This is a genomic window from Tenacibaculum adriaticum, assembly GCF_008124875.1.
Taxonomy (GTDB): Bacteria; Bacteroidota; Bacteroidia; order Flavobacteriales; family Flavobacteriaceae; genus Polaribacter; species Polaribacter adriaticus.
The window spans coordinates 39,496-58,543 of record NZ_VNIA01000001.1 but is presented as its reverse complement, the minus strand read 5'-3'; the positions used below and the strand labels follow the sequence as shown (position 1 = coordinate 58,543).

At 31.3% G+C, this 19,048-nt stretch carries 18 protein-coding genes and 1 riboswitch; of the genes, 8 read left to right on the top strand and 10 right to left on the bottom strand.

From position 1 onward, the window contains the following. Positions 1–29: 29 nt before the first annotated feature. From thrA to C7447_RS00310, 3 genes are read right to left on the bottom strand one after another with little or no spacing between them, the layout of a single operon-like run. Positions 30–3,416 (bottom strand): bifunctional aspartate kinase/homoserine dehydrogenase I, encoded by a 3,387-nt coding sequence (gene thrA, locus C7447_RS00320; protein ID WP_148868192.1) that lies wholly within the window; start codon positions 3,414–3,416, stop codon positions 30–32. A gap of 1 nt (position 3,417) precedes the next feature. Further along, positions 3,418–3,870: an OsmC family protein gene (locus C7447_RS00315; RefSeq protein ID WP_148868191.1), complete on the bottom strand. Its 453-nt coding sequence runs from the start codon at positions 3,868–3,870 to the stop codon at positions 3,418–3,420. 21 nt (positions 3,871–3,891) lie between these two features. Next, positions 3,892–5,187 (bottom strand): O-acetylhomoserine aminocarboxypropyltransferase/cysteine synthase family protein, encoded by a 1,296-nt coding sequence (locus tag C7447_RS00310; RefSeq protein WP_148868190.1) that lies wholly within the window; start codon positions 5,185–5,187, stop codon positions 3,892–3,894. Between the two features lie 126 nt (positions 5,188–5,313). Next, positions 5,314–5,430: riboswitch (SAM riboswitch) on the bottom strand. Positions 5,431–5,669: 239 nt separating this feature from the next. On the opposite strand from C7447_RS00310, the gene metK reads away from it, so the two are divergent. Further along, positions 5,670–6,923, top strand: a complete 1,254-nt coding sequence (metK, locus tag C7447_RS00305) for a methionine adenosyltransferase (RefSeq protein WP_148868189.1) — start codon at positions 5,670–5,672, stop codon at positions 6,921–6,923. Positions 6,924–6,984: 61 nt separating this feature from the next. Here the strand turns inward: metK and sppA are convergent, their stop codons facing one another. From sppA to C7447_RS00290, 3 genes are all read right to left on the bottom strand, one after another. Then, entirely contained in the window at positions 6,985–8,733 is a 1,749-nt protein-coding gene (gene sppA / locus C7447_RS00300) for a signal peptide peptidase SppA (RefSeq protein ID WP_148868188.1), read from the bottom strand. A 54-nt stretch (positions 8,734–8,787) separates the two neighbouring features. Then, positions 8,788–9,195, bottom strand: coding sequence for a DUF6146 family protein (locus C7447_RS00295; RefSeq protein WP_148868187.1), 408 nt, complete (start codon positions 9,193–9,195; stop codon positions 8,788–8,790). Between the two features lie 84 nt (positions 9,196–9,279). Further along, the gene (locus C7447_RS00290) at positions 9,280–11,343 is read right to left on the bottom strand and encodes a protein-disulfide reductase DsbD family protein (RefSeq protein ID WP_148868186.1); all 2,064 of its coding nucleotides are present in this window, start codon (positions 11,341–11,343) and stop codon (positions 9,280–9,282) included. 135 nt (positions 11,344–11,478) lie between these two features. On the opposite strand from C7447_RS00290, the gene C7447_RS00285 reads away from it, so the two are divergent. After that, positions 11,479–12,042 (top strand): DNA-3-methyladenine glycosylase I, encoded by a 564-nt coding sequence (locus C7447_RS00285; protein WP_148868185.1) that lies wholly within the window; start codon positions 11,479–11,481, stop codon positions 12,040–12,042. Here the strand turns inward: C7447_RS00285 and C7447_RS00280 are convergent. Continuing rightward, positions 12,039–12,230 (bottom strand): hypothetical protein, encoded by a 192-nt coding sequence (locus tag C7447_RS00280; RefSeq protein ID WP_148868184.1) that lies wholly within the window; start codon positions 12,228–12,230, stop codon positions 12,039–12,041. The two genes, C7447_RS00285 and C7447_RS00280, sit on opposite strands and share 4 nt — an antisense overlap. Positions 12,231–12,280: 50 nt before the next feature. Here C7447_RS00280 and C7447_RS00275 point away from each other — a divergent pair, with 50 nt between their 5' ends. Next, entirely contained in the window at positions 12,281–12,964 is a 684-nt protein-coding gene (locus C7447_RS00275; protein WP_170245857.1) for an HAD family hydrolase, read from the top strand. 2 nt (positions 12,965–12,966) lie between these two features. After that, positions 12,967–13,353 (top strand): pyrophosphohydrolase domain-containing protein, encoded by a 387-nt coding sequence (locus tag C7447_RS00270; protein WP_148868182.1) that lies wholly within the window; start codon positions 12,967–12,969, stop codon positions 13,351–13,353. Between the two features lie 45 nt (positions 13,354–13,398). On the opposite strand, the gene C7447_RS00265 is transcribed toward C7447_RS00270, so the two are convergent. Together C7447_RS00265 and C7447_RS00260 are read right to left on the bottom strand one after the other, a co-directional pair. Next, the gene (locus C7447_RS00265; RefSeq protein ID WP_148868181.1) at positions 13,399–14,268 is read right to left on the bottom strand and encodes a TlpA family protein disulfide reductase; all 870 of its coding nucleotides are present in this window, start codon (positions 14,266–14,268) and stop codon (positions 13,399–13,401) included. Positions 14,269–14,358: 90 nt separating this feature from the next. Continuing rightward, the gene (locus tag C7447_RS00260) at positions 14,359–15,417 is read right to left on the bottom strand and encodes a branched-chain amino acid aminotransferase (protein ID WP_148868180.1); all 1,059 of its coding nucleotides are present in this window, start codon (positions 15,415–15,417) and stop codon (positions 14,359–14,361) included. Positions 15,418–15,535: 118 nt separating this feature from the next. On the opposite strand from C7447_RS00260, the gene C7447_RS00255 reads away from it, so the two are divergent. The 4 genes from C7447_RS00255 (at position 15,536) to C7447_RS00240 (ending at position 18,010) form a co-directional block, all read left to right on the top strand. After that, positions 15,536–16,054 carry a DUF4920 domain-containing protein gene (locus C7447_RS00255; protein ID WP_148868179.1) on the top strand — a complete coding sequence of 173 codons (519 nt, stop codon included), beginning with the start codon at positions 15,536–15,538 and terminating at the stop codon, positions 16,052–16,054. Continuing rightward, positions 16,047–16,490 (top strand): hypothetical protein, encoded by a 444-nt coding sequence (locus C7447_RS00250; protein ID WP_148868178.1) that lies wholly within the window; start codon positions 16,047–16,049, stop codon positions 16,488–16,490. Before C7447_RS00255 ends, C7447_RS00250 begins: the two co-directional genes overlap by 8 nt. Before the next feature lies 1 nt (position 16,491). Then, complete coding sequence (mnmD, locus tag C7447_RS00245; protein ID WP_148868177.1) at positions 16,492–17,145, top strand: tRNA (5-methylaminomethyl-2-thiouridine)(34)-methyltransferase MnmD; 654 nt, start codon at positions 16,492–16,494, stop codon at positions 17,143–17,145. Between the two features lie 145 nt (positions 17,146–17,290). After that, positions 17,291–18,010: a tRNA1(Val) (adenine(37)-N6)-methyltransferase gene (locus C7447_RS00240; protein ID WP_148868176.1), complete on the top strand. Its 720-nt coding sequence runs from the start codon at positions 17,291–17,293 to the stop codon at positions 18,008–18,010. A 181-nt stretch (positions 18,011–18,191) separates the two neighbouring features. Here the strand turns inward: C7447_RS00240 and C7447_RS00235 are convergent, their stop codons facing one another. Beyond that, positions 18,192–19,037, bottom strand: a complete 846-nt coding sequence (locus C7447_RS00235) for an SMP-30/gluconolactonase/LRE family protein (RefSeq protein ID WP_148868175.1) — start codon at positions 19,035–19,037, stop codon at positions 18,192–18,194. Positions 19,038–19,048 lie beyond the last annotated feature (11 nt).

Below are 19,048 nucleotides of genomic sequence, written 5' to 3'. Positions count from 1 at the left end.
CTAATATTTTATAGTTGATGTTTAATCTCTTAGTTATTATTTTTTGCTAATCGTAAAATATCTCCGAATACACCTCTTGCCGTAACTTTAGCTCCAGCTCCAGCTCCTTGAATAACAATTGGTTGTTCACCATATGATTCTGTGTAAATTTCAAAAATGGCATCCGATCCTTTTAAACTTCCTAGGGGAGAAGAAGCTGGTACAGATACTAGTTTTACATCTAAATTTCCTTTCGGTTGCGATAAATCGCCATATAAATCTCCTATATATCTTAGTACATGATTCTCTTTTTGACCCTCTTTTTGTTCTTCAAAAGAAATATTTAACTTGTTTAAGTTAGATAGAAAATTTTCTGATGAAACTTCTTTAAATTCTTCTGGAATTAAATTTTCTATAGAAACATCTTCTAACTCGTTTTCTAAATCGAGTTCACGGGCTAAAATCAACAATTTTCTAGCAACATCATTACCGCATAAATCTTCTCGAGGATCGGGTTCGGTAAAACCTTTATCAATTGCCTCTTGTAATACGGTTGAAAAAGGTATTTCATCTGAAGAAAAACGATTAAAAATATAACTTAAAGAGCCTGAAAAAACCCCTCTAATACGCGTAATATTTTCTCCTGAATCATGTAGCAATTTTATGGTGTCTATTAATGGTAATCCAGCGCCCACATTTGTTTCGTACAGGTAATTTTTTTTATTTTTTTCTAATGTTTCACGTAGTTTTTTATAAAAATTATACGAGACCGTATTGGCTATTTTATTTGACGAGACTAAATCAAAACCAGCCTCAACTAAAGGAATGTAATGTTCTATAAAATCGCTGCTAGCCGTATTATCGATTGCTATTAAATTTTCTAAATGATGCTTTTTAGCATAGTCTATAACGCTGTCAACTAACAAACTATCTTGTTGGGTGTTTGTTAAATCATCACTCCAGTTTTGGTTAGCTCCTTGCTTGGTTAGTAAGACTTTTTTAGAGTTAGTTATGGCAAATACATTTAATTTAATTTTTCGTTTTTCTAAGATATATTCTGCGTTTTCTAAAATTTGATCGATTAAGGTTCCTCCAACTAAGCCTTTACCAAAAACGGCAATATTTATTTTTTTTGCAACCCCAAAAACTTGTCCGTGAATTACATTTAATGCTTTGTGTAGTTGATGCTTTTTCACGACTAAACTGACGTTTCTACCTGTAATGGTATTGTTAAAAAGTAAAGGAACTATTTGGTTTTTAATTAGTGCATTATATGGATGATGAAATTCACTTAAATCTTGACCAATAATAGAAATTACAGAAATATCTTCAATAATTGATATTTGATTTACATCTCTAGTGTTAAAATCGTTTTCAAACTCTTGTTCTAGTGCAATAACAGCTTCTTTGGCTCTATTATGGGCTATAACCAAACCGATTCCTCTTTCTGAAGAGCCTTGAGAAATAATGCTAACACTAATATTTCGATTGCTCAAGGTTTTAAAAATCCTAGCATCAACGCCTACTTTTCCGAGTAACCCTCTTCCTTCAAAATTTATTAATGCTACATTATCTAAAACGGATAATGATTTTATTCCTTTTAAACTTGATTTAGCGGTTATTAATGTTCCTTTGTCATTCGAATTAAAGGTGTTTAGGATTCTAAGATTAATATTTTTTTCTAATAGAGGAATAATGGTTTTAGCGTGTAAAATATTAGTTCCGAAATTGGCCAACTCATTTGCTTCAGAAAAAGATAACTCTTCAATTTTTTTAGCGTCTGAAACTAAATCAGGATTTGCAGTAAAAATACCATCTACATGAGTGTAATTTTGTAATTCTTCTGCGTCTAAATAATTAGCTAATAACGATGCTGTATAATTACTACCGTTTCTACCTAAAGTTGTTGTTTCATTTTTTAGATTAGAAGCAATAAAACCTGCTACAACATTAACTGTATTTCCATTAAATTGTTTAAAATAATTGAGGACATTTTCCTTAGATAAATCTAAAATTGGTTGCGCATAGCCAAAATTTTCATCAGTTTTTAATAGTTGTCTTGTATCAGTAGCATTTGCTTTTATGTTACGATCATTTAATAATTGAGAGACTACTTTTATTGATAATAATTCTCCTTGAGCTAATACTTCATCCTTAACTTTTTGACTATAGTCTCCTAATAAATTAACGCCTTCAAATAATTTTTCTAATCTTAAAAATTCTGAAGAAAAATCGACTAAGGGTGTAATTTGTGTTTGTTCGTATTTAAAGGCTTCTAATTGTTCTATATAAACTTCATTTTTAGAAGCTTTCTCTAGAATTTGTTCTAGCTGATTAGTTGCGTTTCCTCTGGCAGAAACGACTACTGCTATTTTTTCTCCGTCATTTATCTTTTGTTCAATGATAGAAATTACATTTTGTATTCCTTCATTAGACAATGATTTTCCACCGAATTTTAAAATTTTCATTTTCCTTAAATTTTTATTGAAAATAGGCTCAATAATTTTTTCTAATTGTTCGTATTCCATTAAAAAAGCATCATGCCCATGTACAGAGTTTATTTCATTATAGGTTACATTAGGATGTGTTAATGCTAGCGCTTTTTGTGTTTCTCTATTTTCTTCAGCTGTGAAAAACAAATCAGAGTCCACACCGACAATATGAATATCAGCTTGAATAGTTTCTAAAACATTTTGATTTTCTCTTTCTTTAGTAACATCAATTGTTTTTAATAATTGATTCATTAATTTATAAGAGGCTAATTGATAACGTTCTTGTAATTTCTCGCCATGATGCAACAACCAACTTTCTACATTAAAAACTTGTAGTTCTTCATTTTTTGATCGTTGAAAACGTTTTTTAAATGATTCTGGTGTCCGATAACATAACATTGCATGCATACGCGCATCATGTACTGGGTTATTTGAGTTTACTAAAAATTGTTCTTGAATTTGGCAGTTAGCGATTAGCCAATCGGTCGATTTCCAATCGGTTGCTACAGGAATAAAATGTTGCGTAATTTTTGGGTTTAATCCAACCATTTCCCATGCTATTCCGCCTCCAAGTGAACCTCCAATTAAAGCATAAAGTTTTTGAATTTTTAATTCTTTTAATCCAACTAAAAAGAGTCTAGCGATATCTTTAGCTATAAAGCTTTTATAATCATTGATTAAGAAGTCGTCAAACCCATTTCCTGGAATATTAAAGGCTAAAATGGTGTATTCATTGGTATTGATAACTTTGCCATCACCTATTAAATCTTTCCACCATCCATCTTCTCCAGAAACATTACTATTACCTGTTAAAGCATGATTTACCAACACAACAGGAGAGTCATGTAAAGGCTTACCAAAAATTTGGTAAGACAATTTTATAGGTATTGTCTTACCACTTTCAGTAATAAAATCAGAAACATAAATAAATTGTAATTCTTTCATTTTATTTAGTGATATATTGTTTTTCAACTCCAACTCTAACAGGTGTATTATTGGTTAAGTTATCTTTAACAGGGCATCTGTCTTTTACTATTTCTAACCACTTAACAAGTGTTTCAATAGATGCGTCCGTTTCTGGAATTAAATTCAAATAGATTTCTTTAAAACCAGCTCTTTCATCTTTTGAAGTTCCAAACAGACGGTTGGGGTTGAGACTTCCTTTCACCTCTATTTGTAATTTGTTAATAGTAAAACCTAATTCTTTAGCCACAATGTGTCCCACCACATTTAAACAACCAGCTAATCCAGCCAATATATATTCTACTGGATTTGCGCTTTCATCATTTCCCCCTAAATCTTTTGGCTCATCTATAACTAATTTAAAATGTCTTGCTTTTGCTATAAATTGTGTGGATGAGGCACTTTCCCCTTTTACAGTAAATATTAAATCACTCATAATTGTTTTTTAGATTGATGCTTAATTTTGTGGAACGAATTCTCTAACTAATTTGAAAGCCTCTAGCAAGTCTGTTTTTAAATCTTCTATATTTTCTAATCCTACTGATAATCGAATTAAATCTTTAGTAACACCTGTTGCTTCTTGTTGTTTTTCAGAGAGCTGTTGATGCGTAGTACTTGCAGGGTGAATAATTAAAGACTTTGTATCGCCAATATTTGCTAACAATGAAAATAGTTTAGTCGTATCTGCAACTTTTTTTGCAGCTTCAAAACCTCCCTTTAAACCAAAGGTTACGATACCGCTTTGTCCTTTAGGGAAATATTTATCTGCTAAATTTTTATAATTGCTTGATGTTAATCCAGGATAATTTACCCAGGCAACTTCTTCTTGAATTTGTAGCCATTTTGCTAGAGCTAGTGCATTTTCACTATGCCTTTTAATTCTGATTTCTAGTGTTTCTAAACCTTGAATAATTTGAAATGCATTAAACGGACTTAATGCAGAACCATAATCACGCAATCCTTCGATACGTACTTTTGCTATGAAAGAAGCTTCTTTTAAAACATCTGCATACACCAAACCATGATATCCTGCCGAGGGTTCTGTGAATTCAGGAAACTTACCATTAGTCCAATCAAATGTTCCAGCATCAATAATAACGCCCCCTAAAGCTGTTCCGTTACCATTAATGTATTTTGTTAGTGAATGAATTACAATATTAGCGCCATATTTTATCGGATTTAATAAAGCGGGTGTGGCCACTGTATTATCTACAATTAACGGTACTTTAGCTGCTTTTGCTTCCGAAGAAATGGCCTCAATATCTAAAACATCTAGTTTGGGGTTTCCTAAAGATTCTATAAAGAACACTCGCGTATTTTCTTGAACCGCTTCTTTAAAAGCTGATGTGTCTGAAGGATCTACAAACGTTGTCGTAATACCGTGTCTTGGTAAGGTAACATTCAGTAGGTTATAAGTGCCTCCGTATAAACTATTTGAAGCAACAATACGATCGCCAGCTCTTAATAGAGTTAATAAAGTTGTTGCAATCGCAGCGGTTCCAGAAGCTGTTACTACTGCAGCAATACCTCCTTCTAAGGCTGCTAAACGTTGTTCTAAAATATCGTTGGTAGGATTATTAATTCGGGTATAGATGTTTCCTGGTTCAGATAAGTTGAACAAATTAGCAGCGTGGTCTGAATTGTTAAACACATATGCTGTAGATTGATAAATAGGAACTGCTCTTGTACCTCCATTAGAAGTTACATCGTGACCTGCGTGCAACGCGTTGGTTGCAAAATTTTGTGTACTCATTTTTCTGTGTTTTTGAGTTAATAAAAAATTAAAACAAAAGCCAAATACATTAGTAAAACTAATGTGCTTAATAGAAAAATGTTAAAAAGAATAGTTATAAAGCTAAATATTGTTTAAGCTTTTAACGAGTTATCTATCCATAAAACTTTTAAAGTTTTGGTAGAATTTAGCACCTTCTTTGTATAGAACAAAGGGTTGCTAAGGCTTCAAAGGGTCTAATCCCTCCACCTTTCTTGATAACATAATCAATAAGATATTGAACTTTGTGTCTGCAAATATTCAGTAATTAAAATTTAATAACCAAATTTCACGTTATTTTTTTTTCATTTTAATATATAGTTATAAATTTGCCACTGAAATTTTAGAGGATAAATTTGATCTGATTGCAACCTCATTAAAAAATGCTAAAGCAGTAATTTATTACTTCTTTTGCGACCAATCATACCAAATTATCTTCAATTAACAAATTAAAAAGAAGTTATATGTCTTATTTTTTTACTTCGGAAAGTGTTTCTGAAGGACATCCAGATAAAGTTGCAGATCAAATTAGTGACGCATTAATTGATAATTTTTTAGCTTTTGATCCAAACTCAAAAGTAGCATGTGAAACTTTAGTAACAACAGGTCAAGTAGTGTTAGCTGGAGAGGTAAAATCAAATACTTACCTTGATGTGCAAAAGATTGCACGTGATGTAATTAATAAAATTGGTTACACGAAAAGTGAATATATGTTTGATGGGAATTCTTGTGGAGTTTTTTCTGCAATCCACGAACAATCTGATGATATTAACAGAGGAGTAGATAGAGATAGTAAGGAGGAGCAAGGTGCAGGAGATCAAGGAATGATGTTTGGTTATGCAACCAGTGAAACTAAAAACTATATGCCTTTAGCATTAGATTTATCTCATTTAATTTTAAAAGAATTAGCAGATTTACGTAGAGAGAATAAAGATATTACTTATTTACGTCCAGATGCAAAAAGTCAGGTTACTATTGAATATTCAGATAATAATATACCAGAACGTATTGAAGCTATAGTAGTTTCTACACAGCATGATGATTTTGCTGAAGATGAAGAAATGTTAGCTAAAATTAGAAAAGATATTGTTGAAATATTAATACCGAGAGTTAAAGCAAAATTATCACCAGAAGTACAAGCTTTATTTAATGGAGATATTAAATATCATATCAACCCTACAGGGAAGTTTGTAATTGGTGGGCCTCACGGAGATACAGGTTTAACAGGGCGTAAAATTATTGTTGATACGTACGGAGGGAAGGGAGCTCATGGAGGTGGTGCTTTTTCAGGGAAAGATCCGAGTAAAGTAGATAGAAGTGCAGCATACGCTACACGTCATATAGCAAAGAATTTAGTTGCAGCAGGCGTAGCTAGCGAAATTTTAGTACAAGTTTCTTACGCAATTGGAGTTGTAGAACCAATGGGAATTTTTGTAGATACTTACGGAACCTCTAAAGTAGGTTTAACTGATGGTGAAATTGCAAAAAAAGTAACAGAAATTTTCGATATGCGTCCGGCAGCTATTGAATCTCGTTTAAAATTACGTTCACCTATGTATAGTGAAACAGCTGCTTATGGGCATATGGGACGAGAAAATGAAGTGGTTTCTAAAACTTTTTCTCAACCTAACGGTGAAACCAAAACAGTAGATGTTGAGTTATTTACTTGGGAAAAGTTAGATTATCTTGATAAAGTGAAAAAAGCTTTTGGTTTGTAAGAATCATAAAAGTTAGATATAAGTGTAAAAAAATGCTCAACATACGTTGAACATTTTTTTGTTACTTTATTTCAATGAGAAATGGCATTCGAGCTTGAACCCCTTTTAAGTTTTTCATTTGATTAATGTTGTTAAACATTCGATAACTTTCTTCTCCTAAAGCTTCTTTTAAAATCTCTTCTTTGCGAACTTTTGCAAACGGGGAGAATTTTAAGGCATCTTTAAAATCTTTTTTATAGCTTGGGTAGTTTCTTACACGATAGTTGTCTACTTCAGCTAATTCAGCGGCAGTTTTAATAGCATCGTCTAAACTTCCCAATTCATCCACTAATCCTTTTTCTATTGCTTCTTTACCTGTCCAAACCCTACCTTGTGCAATTTCATTTACATCTTCAAAAGACATTTTTCTGCCAGTAGCAACTCTAGTTACAAAGGTGGTGTAAATTTGTTCAACACCTTCTTTGGTAATCGTATAAAACTTTTCATCCATGGGTTCAAAAACACTGTAATCTGCACTCTTATTCGTGCGAACCTGTTCTGCATTGATACCAATGTCATTAGCAAATTCATAAGCATTAGGAATTGCTCCAAAAACACCAATAGATCCTGTGATCGTTGTTGGTTCTGCAATTATTTTATCAGCGTTACAAGCAATGTAATATCCGCCAGAGGCTGCTAAATTCCCCATAGAAACCACTAAAGGTTTTTCTTTTTTTGCTAATTCTAATTCACGCCAAATTAACTCAGAAGCTAAAGCACTACCCCCAGGAGAATTTACACGTAAAACAATTGCTTTGACATTTTTATCTTTAACCGCCTTTTTAATGGCTTTGTTAATAATTCCTTGTCCGATGATGTCTTCATTTCCCTCTCCATACATAATCTGACCTTGTGCATAAATAACCGCAATTTTATTTTTTGCGACTGATGATTTTCGTCCTTTGCCAGAAGTAATATAATCTTCAATAGAAATCAGTTCTACTTTAGAAGCATCTGCAATCGATTTTAACTTACTTTCATATTCATCTTCATAAATAGCGGCATCGATTAAGTTGTTTTTTTTAGCTAGTTCAGCATTTCTTCCTTCGGAAGCATCAGCAATAAGATTTAAATTTTCTACAGTAATATTTCTACTTTGGCTAACGTCTTCTGTAATTTCAGACCAAATTGAATTCAAAAAAGAAGTAATTTGTTCGCGGTTAGCTTCACTCATTTTGTTTTCTAAATAAGGCTCAACAGCACTTTTGTACTTTCCGTGACGGATTACCTCCATTTTAATTCCGTATTTATCTTCAAAATCTTTGTAATACAGAATTTCTGATGACAAACCTTTAAAATCGATAGCTCCAACAGGATTTAAGAAAAGACTATCGGCAACCGAACTTAAATAGTAACTTTTCTGATCATACACATCGTTATAAGCAAAAACGAATTTTCCACTTTCTTTAAATTCTTCTAATTTATTTCTAATAGCTTGTGTTTGTGCAATACCCGCATTTATAGAGGTAGATTTTATACTGATTCCTTTAATATTGCTATCCGTTTTAGCATTATCAATGGCATTAATGATTTTATTTAACGCTAGTTTTTCATCAACTAATCCTAATAATTCTCCTAAAGGGTTTTCATCTTTAGGAGCATAGTCCTTAATTGGAGTAGAAAGATCTAATTCTAAAATAGAATTGGATTTAACTACAACTTCTTGGTCAGAGCCCACTACAGTGCCGATTATGACGAATAAAAATATCAGTAAGAAAAAGGCTATAAAAAAACCAATAATAGCCGCTAATAAATTACGTAAAAAGTTCATTTCTCTTTATTAAAATTGAAGAGCAAATATACGTTTTTAAGAGAAGTAATTATATTATCGTAAACGCATTCGGTATTTACGTTGTGCAAACTCGAAATAGTTAAATAATTTATAGTTAACATCATACCCGTAATCAATATTTGGATCATAATCAATGATATTTTCGTAGATGTTAGGATTAAATCTTGATGGGTTACGAACTCTAGAGTTCCATTCAGGAACATAAAATCGATTTTTATTTTCTAGATAATTCTGTGAGTAAAATCCTTCAGGTTTCGCAATAGTGTTTAAGTAGTTATTGAAACCTATATCAAAAATGATTATTTCATACTCTAAACTATCGTTAGCAATTACTACAGGCTCTTCTTTTACATCGTTATTAATGGCTTTTGGTGAAGAACCACAAGACCATACTAATAAACTAATAATACCAATAGTTACTATATATCGTAAATTTTTCATGATGACTATTTTTAGATATATAAAGATAAAAAAAGAAACGCTGATAAAAGCGTTTCTCTTTGATATTTAATAAGTTATTTGTTTTTATTTTAGTAAATCTTCCGAGGTGTTAAAAAGATTGTCTAATGTATTGGTTGCTTTTTCTTTTCCATCATTTAACCAATTTAAGTAATCATTTTCGTTAGGAGTGTATCCAACAGGATCATTTAAAATTTGTTTTCCGTCTGGACTTAGTAAAACATAGTAAGGTTGCGTATTTGTTTTAAAGAAAACAGTTTGAAAATGCGACCATTTATGTCCGTAATTATCTAGTTTACGAGTTCCTCCGTTAATTCTATTTACTATGATTTGTTCGTTTTTTGGTAATTCTTTTTTATCATCAACGTATAAAGAAATCAATACATAATCGTTTCGTAATACATCATCTACTTTTTTAATTGGCCAAACGTGTTCTTCCATTTTACGGCAGTTTACACAAGCGTACCCTGTAAAATCTAACATAATTGGTTTGTTTACTTTTTTAGCATACGACAAACCTTCTTTTAAGTCTTTAAAACACGTTAAGTTGTTCGGGCAACTATTAGGATATACAAAACTGTAGCCTACAGGTGGTGCTAACCCGCTTAATAACGATAAAGGTGTAAACGTATTGGTTTCTTTGTTTACTCTAAATCCAGAAACCAAATAAATGGTAAAAGCAGCTACTAAAACTCCAAAGGCAATTCTTGGGAATGATATTTTTTGAAGAGGAGAATCATGCGGAAACTTGATTTTACCTAATAAATATAATGCTAATCCCGCGAAAAGAATAATCCAAATGATTAAGAAAGGTTCAATTTTTAAAATCCCCCAGTGCTCTACTAAATCTGCATTTGATAAGAATTTAAAAGCCAAGGCTAACTCTAAAAATCCTAAAACTACTTTCACAGTGTTCATCCATCCACCAGATTTTGGTAAAGATTTTAACATGCCGGGAAACATTGCAAATAAGGTAAAAGGTAATCCTAAAGCGACTCCAAATCCTGCCATACCTGCTGTTAATTGCCATGCACCACCATCTGAAGATAAAGAACCTGCTAATAGAGATCCTAAGATAGGTCCTGTACAAGAAAAAGAAACTATTGCTAAAGTAAGCGCCATAAAAAAGACACCTAAAATACCACCAGAACCTTCTGCTTCTGTTGTTTTGTTTGTCCAGCTACTAGGTAAGGTCAATTCATAAAAACCAAAGAAAGAACCTGCGAAAAACACAAACACCACAAAGAAAATAACATTTAACCAAACGTTGGTAGAAATTTCATTTAGAATATCAGGATTGATAGAATCTAATAAATGAAAAGGGATACTTAATATTAAATAAACTCCTAAAATAAAAAGTCCGTATAAAACAGCTTTTGAAATTCCAGATCCTTTAGAGCTATCTTTTTTAGTGAAAAAACTAACGGTTAAAGGAATCATTGGAAATACACATGGAGTTAATAAAGCTAATAATCCACCTAAAAAACCTAATCCGAAGATACTCCATAGCGTTTCGCTTTTGTTGTTTTTTTCGATAGTACTATTATCTGTTTCTAAATCATTACTTACTGCAATAGGTTGTTGTAAATCTTTGTTTGAGATTCCATATAGTAATTCACTTGCCGCTTCATCAGATAAGTTTGCTATATCTGCATTCTTTTTAGCTGAATTTGTTTTAGCTCCTTTTGGAGCATTAAACACTAAAGGTTCTACTCTAGGGGGTAAACAACGAACATCATCACATACCATAAATTCCACTTCTGCATCAATTTTAGCCGAAGGAGATAGTAATTTTATGCGTTGTTTAAATGTCGCTTTTTTTGCGAAATATTTAATTCGCATTTTAAAGGTTTTATCGTCTTCTGTAATACCAATATCTTCAGAAGTTTCTCCAATTAATTCATAATTTTCATTTGGTTTGTAGACAAAAATTGTGGGTCTTGGCCCTCCTTTAGGAACTTCTTGAGCATATAAATGCCAATTAGCATCAATGATTGCAGTAGTAACCAAGTTATATTCTGTTTCTGAGATTTTTTCTATACCTGTTTTCCATTTTACAGGATCGAAAACTTGAGAAAATGAATTACTTATGGAAGTTATAAAAATTAAAAGAAAAAGTATTTTTTTCATAATAAGGAAGACTAAAAAATGTTTTGTTTTAGTGAGACGTAAATGTAACCTTTTTCATACAAAATAAAATAAGATAATTTTTCACCATTGTTTTTTTGGGTATAAAAGTTACCTTTAAGCTTAAATTTTAAAAGTATGAAAAATCGCTGTTTTTGGGTAAATAATGATCCGTTATACATAGAGTATCACGATAAAGAATGGGGCGTTCCTGTGTATGATGATGAAAAATTGTTTGAGTTTTTAATTTTAGAAACGTTCCAAGCAGGGCTTAGCTGGATTACCATTCTTAAAAAACGTGAAAATTTTAGAAAAGCTCTAGATGATTTCGACTATCTAAAAATAGCCAATTATTCAGAAGAGAAATATGAGGAATTATTACAAGATGCAGGAATTATACGTAATAAACTAAAAATAAAAGCTACGATAACGAATGCACAAGCATTTATGGAAGTACAAAAAGAGTTTGGTTCTTTTTCTAAATATATCTGGGGTTTTGTAGATGGAAAGCCAATAAAGAATAAATTTGAAAACAGAGAAGAAGTACCTGCAACAACTGAGCTTTCAGATGCGATTTCTAAAGATTTAAAAAAACGCGGATTTAAGTTTGTAGGATCAACGGTTATTTATGCACATATGCAAGCAACAGGAATGGTAAACGACCACACAATAGATTGTTTTAGGCATAAAGAATGTGATTAATCTCTAATTAAAAATTTAGATAAGAATAATAATCCAATCACGACTAAGATTCCGATTGCTACATATAAAGCTCCGTTTTGATAATGTTTTTGGTTGTTTTTAGAATCTTTTTTGTAGCTAAAAATCATTAGTGTTACAAAAACAACTACAAAAATTGAAGCAAAAATTATTCGACCTGTCGTAAACATAAAATTGTATTTTGAGCAAAATTACGAATTAAAACCCAACTCAAATTCCTGTGAAAAAAGAAAATTTAATAGTTTTAGATATTGACGATACACTTACTCAAAGTGAAGAAAAACATACCGATTCGTTGTTGTTTGCCATGAAGTATTTTGGTATAACAAAAGTAGATACAGATTGGAGAAATTATAAAAATGCTACAGATAGTTATATTTTTAAGGATAACTATGAGAAAACATATCAAAATATATTTAGTTTTGATTTAATTGAAGAATTTGAGAAAGTAATGACGGAACGTTTTTTAACATATCCCAACACAACCGAAGTAGAGGGAGCAAAAAACACAGTAAATTATTTGTTAAATGAAACTAACTATGCTGTTTGTTTTGCTACGGGATCTATTCATCAACCTGCATTGTTAAAATTGTTGCAAGCTGATATTAATTTTGTTCCTGAGGTGTTGTCATCTTCAAACTATATATTTACAAGAGAAGAAATAGTGAAGTCTGCTATAAAAGAAGCAAAAGAATATTACGAGGTTTCCCATTTTGAGAATATCATCTCTTTTGGAGACGGCTTATGGGATGCTACAACCGCCAAAAATTTAGGACTTCATTTTGTAGGTGTTAACACAAAGAATGTAGAGGATTTTAAAAAACAAAACGTTAAATACCATATCAACGATTGGACGGAGTTCGATCTTAATAAAACAGAAGAAATGTTTAATTTAAATTTATAAAAATGAAAAATAAAATAAACGCTGTTCACGAATTTCATACAGCCTTTGGGTTAGGTATAAAAAATGAACCAACGGTTAATATTGGCGAAGAAAGACAATTACTTCGTTATAATTTAATGAAAGAAGAGAATGAAGAATATTTAGAAGCTGTACAAAATAATGATTTAGTTGAAACTGCAGATGCCTTGGGTGATATGCTGTATATTTTATGTGGTACTATTATAGAACATGGAATGCAACATAAAATTGAAGAAGTTTTTGAAGAAATTCAACGAAGTAATATGAGTAAATTAGGAGAAGATGGAAATCCAATTTATAGGGAAGATGGTAAAGTATTAAAGGGGCCAAATTATTTTAAACCGAATATTCAATTTATCTTAGACAAATAAAAAAAGCGAGCAAAATGCTCATTTTTTTTATTTAAAGGTAAAAATTTATATTTCGTTTTCTAAAGCATTATCATTCATCATAGTATCTAAAGCTAAAATTAAAGAATCTACATTATTCACCATTTTTTCAATATTACCATATTCATCAATAATTAAATGAGTTGGGTATTGTTTTACCTCCATTTCATCGGTCATGTACTTTTTTTGTTCCGCAACTACTGGATATCTAAATTCTTTTTTACTGAGAAAATTTTTAAGTTTATCTGCTTCATCAAATGCTAAGCTTAAAAAAACTACATTATCATATCCTTCATATCGATCATACAGTTCATTTAGTTTAGGAAATTCCTGTACGCAAACAGTACAATTAATAAACCAGCATTTTATAACAAGAATTTTTCCTTTTGTGCTCTCTGATGTGTAGCTATTACTATTTAAATCAACAAAATTAAATTCGGGCAAAGGTTCTCCTTCTTTTTTAAAATAACTATAAATAATAGTTGAAGAACTTTTAATTGACTTGCTAATTTTTTCATCAGAAGATTCGGTAAGTTCATATAACTGATACATATAATCAGCATCAGGGAGCTTTATAGGGATGTATTCTCCTGTTAAAAGATTGCTTAAAAAATCTTCTTTTTCAATTTCAATGCCATCTTCATCAACACCTATAAAATCTGTAGAGAGGTCAATATTTTCTTTATGGTAGTCTTTCCATTTTTCAAAGTCAACAACAATTTTAGCTAAGCCAGCTTTTACTGTTGATTCGATTGGTTTAATTTTTTCTGTAGCTATACTTTGTTCTTCTTTAACAACTATACTAGGTACTTTACTGTTATCAATTTTTTGTAGAATGAATGTTGTAACAAAAAATGATATAGAAATAGATAGTATGGAAATTAGAAAATTTTTCATAACATTCTTTTAATCTAAGATTGTAGTTAGACAAATATAACGAAATCTCGACTAGTTTATTGGTTGTTAAATATTTGAAATAGGAGTGAGTTAGATTTTTACTCGCCATCCATAAGGGTCTTGAGATTTGTTGTATTGAATATTCATTAATTTTTCTTTGAAAAAAGAAGCGTATGATTTTTCTAATTTTGGTAATTCAAAATCTTCTTCAGAGTGACCAAAACCAACAATCGGATTAATAACTGCTGCGGTACCAGTACCAAAAATTTCTTTTAATTCACCTTTTCTTGCAGCGTCCTTAATTTCTGCAACCGATACAGGTCGTACTTCAATTTCAATTCCGTTATCTTTAGCGAGTTGAATTATTGATTTACGAGTAATGCCGTCTAAAATTCGATCATTATTTGGTGCAGTAATCAATTTGTCGCCAATTCTAAAAAAGATGTTCATAGTACCTGCTTCTTCTAAATATTCATGCGTATTTGCATCTGTCCAAATAATTTGTTGGTACCCTTTTTTATGAGCTAAACTTGTTGGGAAAAACTGAGCCGCGTAATTACCCGCAGCTTTTGCGAAACCAACACCTCCATTTGCAGAACGACTATATTTTTCTGCAAATAATACACGAACCTCGCCCGCATAATATGCTTGAGCTGGAGATAAAATAATCATAAACTTATAATCTTCGGAAGGTGATGCAGAAATTGCAGGTTGTGTGGCAATAACAAACGGACGAATATATAGCGAGTTGCCGAACCCTTTTTTTATCCAGTTTTTTTCTAAGTGAAGTAATTTTGTTAAGCCATCAAAAAAATAATTCTCAGGAAAGGCAGGCATAGCTAAACGTTCAGACGATTTATTTATTCTTTTTAAGTTTTCATCTGGACGAAATAAAAAGATATCATCGTTATCATCTTTGTAAGCTTTCATACCTTCAAAAACAGCTTGCCCGTAATGAAACACCCTAGCAGAAGGATCTAAAGAAATAGGTCCGTAAGGTTTAATAACGGGAGTTTGCCATTCACCATTTTTATAATCACATTCAAACATATAATCCGAAAAAACACGACCAAAATCTAATTTGTTAAAATCAACAGTATCTATTTTAGATTGTTTTATTGGCGTAACTTGAATGTATGATGAATCCATTGAATATAGTTTTTGGTTTTAGCAAAAATACAAAATCAATATTACTTTTTTAGATACAATACAAAAGGAGTTGTAAGCTAAAATTGTATCTTTGCTTTAAATCTATAACTTGTTTAAAATGAAAAAAATACTTAGTCTTTTGTTTGTGTCTGTAATGGTTTTTACTTCTTGTAAAACAGAAAAAAAGGAAACTGCAGTAAATGAAACTTCAACTTTTGTGTCTTTTGGGGATAAGATTTCTGCAGAGGATGCAATTTCTCAGGCAGAGATGAGTAAAAAGTTTGAAAACATGTTGGTTGGAGATACAATTGATGTGAAATTTGCAACTAAAGTAGGGGAGGTTTGTCAAAAGAAAGGATGTTGGATTAAAGTGCCTTTAGAAGGAGAGAAAGAATCTTTTGTGCGATTTAAGGATTACGCTTTTTTTATGCCTTTTAATGCCGCTGGAAGTGAAGTGATTTTAAACGGAAAAGCATTCAAATCTGAAATTTCTGTAAAAGAATTACAGCACTATGCCGAAGATGCTGGTAAATCTGCTGAAGAGATTGCAAAAATTACAGAGCCTAAAATAACGTATTCTATCCTTGCAAACGGTGTTTTGTTAGAAGCTAAAGAAGAGTCTAAGCCAAATGAATAAACGATTCATAATTTTTATAGCTTTTATTTTATTAGTAAGTTGTCAAAACAAAAAAGCTACTAAAAAGATAAAAGTAATAAATGAAGTTCCTGCCAATTTCGAGATGTATAAAACATCTGAAATGGCAGGGCTTATGAGAACAATGCTTGCTAAGAATAAAGAATTAAGGCAGCAAATTATAAATGGTGAAGAAATAGGCGATTTTAACGAAGCTTATTTAAAAATTCATACTGAAAAACTTACGGATAGCTCAGATTTAGATGAAACTTTTCCAACGTTTGCAAAACATTTTGCTGATATGCAAAAAGAAATCTTTGAAGTTTCATCGGCAGAACAAAAAGAACAATTTAATAGAACAGTAGATGCTTGTATCGCTTGTCACAAAGATAGATGTACAGGTCCAATTCCTAGAATCGAAAAGTTAAGAATCCATTAGCTTGAAAAGAGAAATTATTATAACTTCAGATGGTTCAACCACTATTTATTTGCCTGAGTGGAATGAACGATATCACTCTAAACATGGTGCTATACAAGAAGCATATCATGTGTATATAAAAAGTGGATTGGAAGAGATTTTATCAGAAGATATTTCAATTCTAGAAATTGGTTTCGGAACAGGTTTAAACTGCTTTATTACCCTATTAGAAAGCGATAAAAGAATCAATTATGTTGGTGTAGAGGCTTATCCTGTTACGAAAGAGGAAGTTGAAAAACTGAATTATGTATCTGAGTTAAAAGCTAATGAATTCAATACTGTTTTCGATAAAATTCATGCTGTTTCTTGGGGAGAAAAGCATCAGATTAACAAAAATTTTCAGCTAACAAAAAGAAATCAGTTTTTTAAAGATATTACTGACGAAAATAAGTTTGATTTGATTTATTTTGATGCTTTTGCGCCAGATATTCAACCAGAATTATGGACAGAAGCTATTTTTAAAAAAATGTATACTGCTTTAAAACCAAATGGAATTTTAGTTACGTATGCAGCAAAAGGAGAAGTGAAACGAACTATGAAAGCAGTTGGGTTTACTATAGAGCGTTTACCTGGGCCTCCTGGTAAATGGCATATGTTAAGAGCAACAAAAAAGTAAAATAATATATAGAATGAAATTCGAAAGACGATTCGGGAATCAAAAAAAAACAAATCCTAAACGAGGGTTATTCCTTGTTGTTTTATTAATTATAGTACTCTACTTATTTTTTAATGCCGATAAAATCATCGGAAGATTTTTATAAATGAAACCATTTCAATTTAAAGAATTTACAGTTCATCAAGATAAAACTGCGATGAAAATTGGTACAGATGCTGTGTTGTTGGGTGCTTGGTCTTCTATAGAGAAGTATCCTGATACTATTTTAGATGTTGGTGCTGGCACCGGGGTAATTGCTTTAATGTTAGCACAACGTTGTGATGCTATGACAATAGATGCGGTTGAGGTTGATGAAAGTGCGTATGAGCAAACGGTAGAAAATTTTGAGCAATCGGATTGGGGAGACCGTTTGTTTTGTTACCACACTTCTTTTGAAGAATTTGCAGATGAAATGGCAGAAGAGGAAGAAGTGTATGATTTAATAATTTCGAATCCTCCATTTTATACGGATGAGTTTGAAAGTGATGATGAAGCTAGAAATAAAGCGCGCTTTACAAGTTCTTTATCTTTTGAGGAATTACTAAAAGGAGTTTCTAAAATTTTATCAGAAGAAGGAGTTTTCTCAACGATCATTCCGTTTAAAGAGGAAGAAAATTTTGTTAGGTTAGCTGAAACCTTTAATTTGAATTTAAACAGTGTTTGTCGGGTAAAAGGGAATCCAACTTCTGAAGTAAAACGAAGTTTGTTAGCGTTTTCTTTTAAAGTTTCTGAAGTTATAGAAGAAGAACTAACTATAGAAACAAAAAGACACCAATATACTGATGCTTATATAAATTTGACTAAGGATTTTTATTTGAAGATGTAAAATAAAAATAGTGTTTCGCTATCTTTAATGATATGAGGTTCGTTTTAATGACTTATATCAGGCGATAGCGAAGTTATCGAAAGTAAGTTAATCAAGTTAAATTTCTTTACACTTTCATGCTATCTGGTGTGTATCCTAAATACGGGACCTCTTTTATTCTTTTAATTACTTTTCTTTTAGATTATAATTCTACAATTTCAATACAGCCTCTATCTGCAATTGTTATATAGCAATTTTTGTAATCATTGCTAAACGTAATGTTAGTTGGTTTTTGGCCTTTTAGTTTTATTTCTTTTAATAATTTTCCTTCTGGAGATATTATTGCAACCGTTCCTTTTCCATATCGACATATGTATAGATTTCCATTTTCATGGCATCGCATTCCATCTAATCCAAAGTCTTCAAATGAAAAGAATTCTTGCTTATTGTTTAGTAAATCATTTTCTAGTATATCATACATCCATATTTTTCGTTGTACAGATTCATTTACGTATAATTTTTTACCATTTTTACTTACTTCAATTCCATTCGTAGTTCCCATGTTTTCCTCCAATAATTCAAACCCTTTTTCTTTTGTTATTTTCCATAACTTACCCGTGTTGTTTGACCAATTTGGATCACTAGCATAAAGCGTTTTGTTTGGAGAAATAGCGATATCATTTGGCTGATTTGCTTTTGGTTCATTTGCAAATATTTCAACCTTTTTAGTTCGTAAATCTATTTCCAGAATATTATGATTAACATAATCAGCAACGAACATTTGGTTTTTTTCTCCAAATCGTATTCCATTCCCAATACTTCCATTAGGTAAATTTAGAAATACAGAGCTTTCTCCATTTGGTGTAGTTTTTGCTATGGTACCTTGTTCTTTAAAATTTACAGCATAAATATTTCCAGCATAGTCTGTGGCAGGTCCTTCAATTCCTTCTGTAAAACTTTCTTCATTTGTAAAATCACTACTTTTTAATTGTGAATCGCAAGATATGATTAACAATACGAGGAAAACTAAGGCTACACTTTTTTTCATATAATAACTTT

What these genes read in the sequence shown, in the direction of transcription:
- C7447_RS00240 (WP_148868176.1), top strand. Translation starts at nt 17,291, where the DNA reads ATGAAACCATTTCAATTTAAAGAATTTACAGTTCATCAAGATAAAACT.
- sppA (WP_148868188.1), bottom strand. Translation starts at nt 8,733, where the DNA reads ATGAACTTTTTACGTAATTTATTAGCGGCTATTATTGGTTTTTTTATA.
- C7447_RS00295 (WP_148868187.1), bottom strand. Translation starts at nt 9,195, where the DNA reads ATGAAAAATTTACGATATATAGTAACTATTGGTATTATTAGTTTATTA.
- C7447_RS00285 (WP_148868185.1), top strand. Translation starts at nt 11,479, where the DNA reads ATGAAAAATCGCTGTTTTTGGGTAAATAATGATCCGTTATACATAGAG.
- C7447_RS00265 (WP_148868181.1), bottom strand. Translation starts at nt 14,268, where the DNA reads ATGAAAAATTTTCTAATTTCCATACTATCTATTTCTATATCATTTTTT.
- C7447_RS00260 (WP_148868180.1), bottom strand. Translation starts at nt 15,417, where the DNA reads ATGGATTCATCATACATTCAAGTTACGCCAATAAAACAATCTAAAATA.
- C7447_RS00310 (WP_148868190.1), bottom strand. Translation starts at nt 5,187, where the DNA reads ATGAGTACACAAAATTTTGCAACCAACGCGTTGCACGCAGGTCACGAT.
- thrA (WP_148868192.1), bottom strand. Translation starts at nt 3,416, where the DNA reads ATGAAAGAATTACAATTTATTTATGTTTCTGATTTTATTACTGAAAGT.
- C7447_RS00315 (WP_148868191.1), bottom strand. Translation starts at nt 3,870, where the DNA reads ATGAGTGATTTAATATTTACTGTAAAAGGGGAAAGTGCCTCATCCACA.
- C7447_RS00280 (WP_148868184.1), bottom strand. Translation starts at nt 12,230, where the DNA reads ATGTTTACGACAGGTCGAATAATTTTTGCTTCAATTTTTGTAGTTGTT.
- C7447_RS00235 (WP_148868175.1), bottom strand. Translation starts at nt 19,037, where the DNA reads ATGAAAAAAAGTGTAGCCTTAGTTTTCCTCGTATTGTTAATCATATCT.
- C7447_RS00270 (WP_148868182.1), top strand. Translation starts at nt 12,967, where the DNA reads ATGAAAAATAAAATAAACGCTGTTCACGAATTTCATACAGCCTTTGGG.
- C7447_RS00250 (WP_148868178.1), top strand. Translation starts at nt 16,047, where the DNA reads ATGAATAAACGATTCATAATTTTTATAGCTTTTATTTTATTAGTAAGT.
- C7447_RS00290 (WP_148868186.1), bottom strand. Translation starts at nt 11,343, where the DNA reads ATGAAAAAAATACTTTTTCTTTTAATTTTTATAACTTCCATAAGTAAT.
- C7447_RS00255 (WP_148868179.1), top strand. Translation starts at nt 15,536, where the DNA reads ATGAAAAAAATACTTAGTCTTTTGTTTGTGTCTGTAATGGTTTTTACT.
- metK (WP_148868189.1), top strand. Translation starts at nt 5,670, where the DNA reads ATGTCTTATTTTTTTACTTCGGAAAGTGTTTCTGAAGGACATCCAGAT.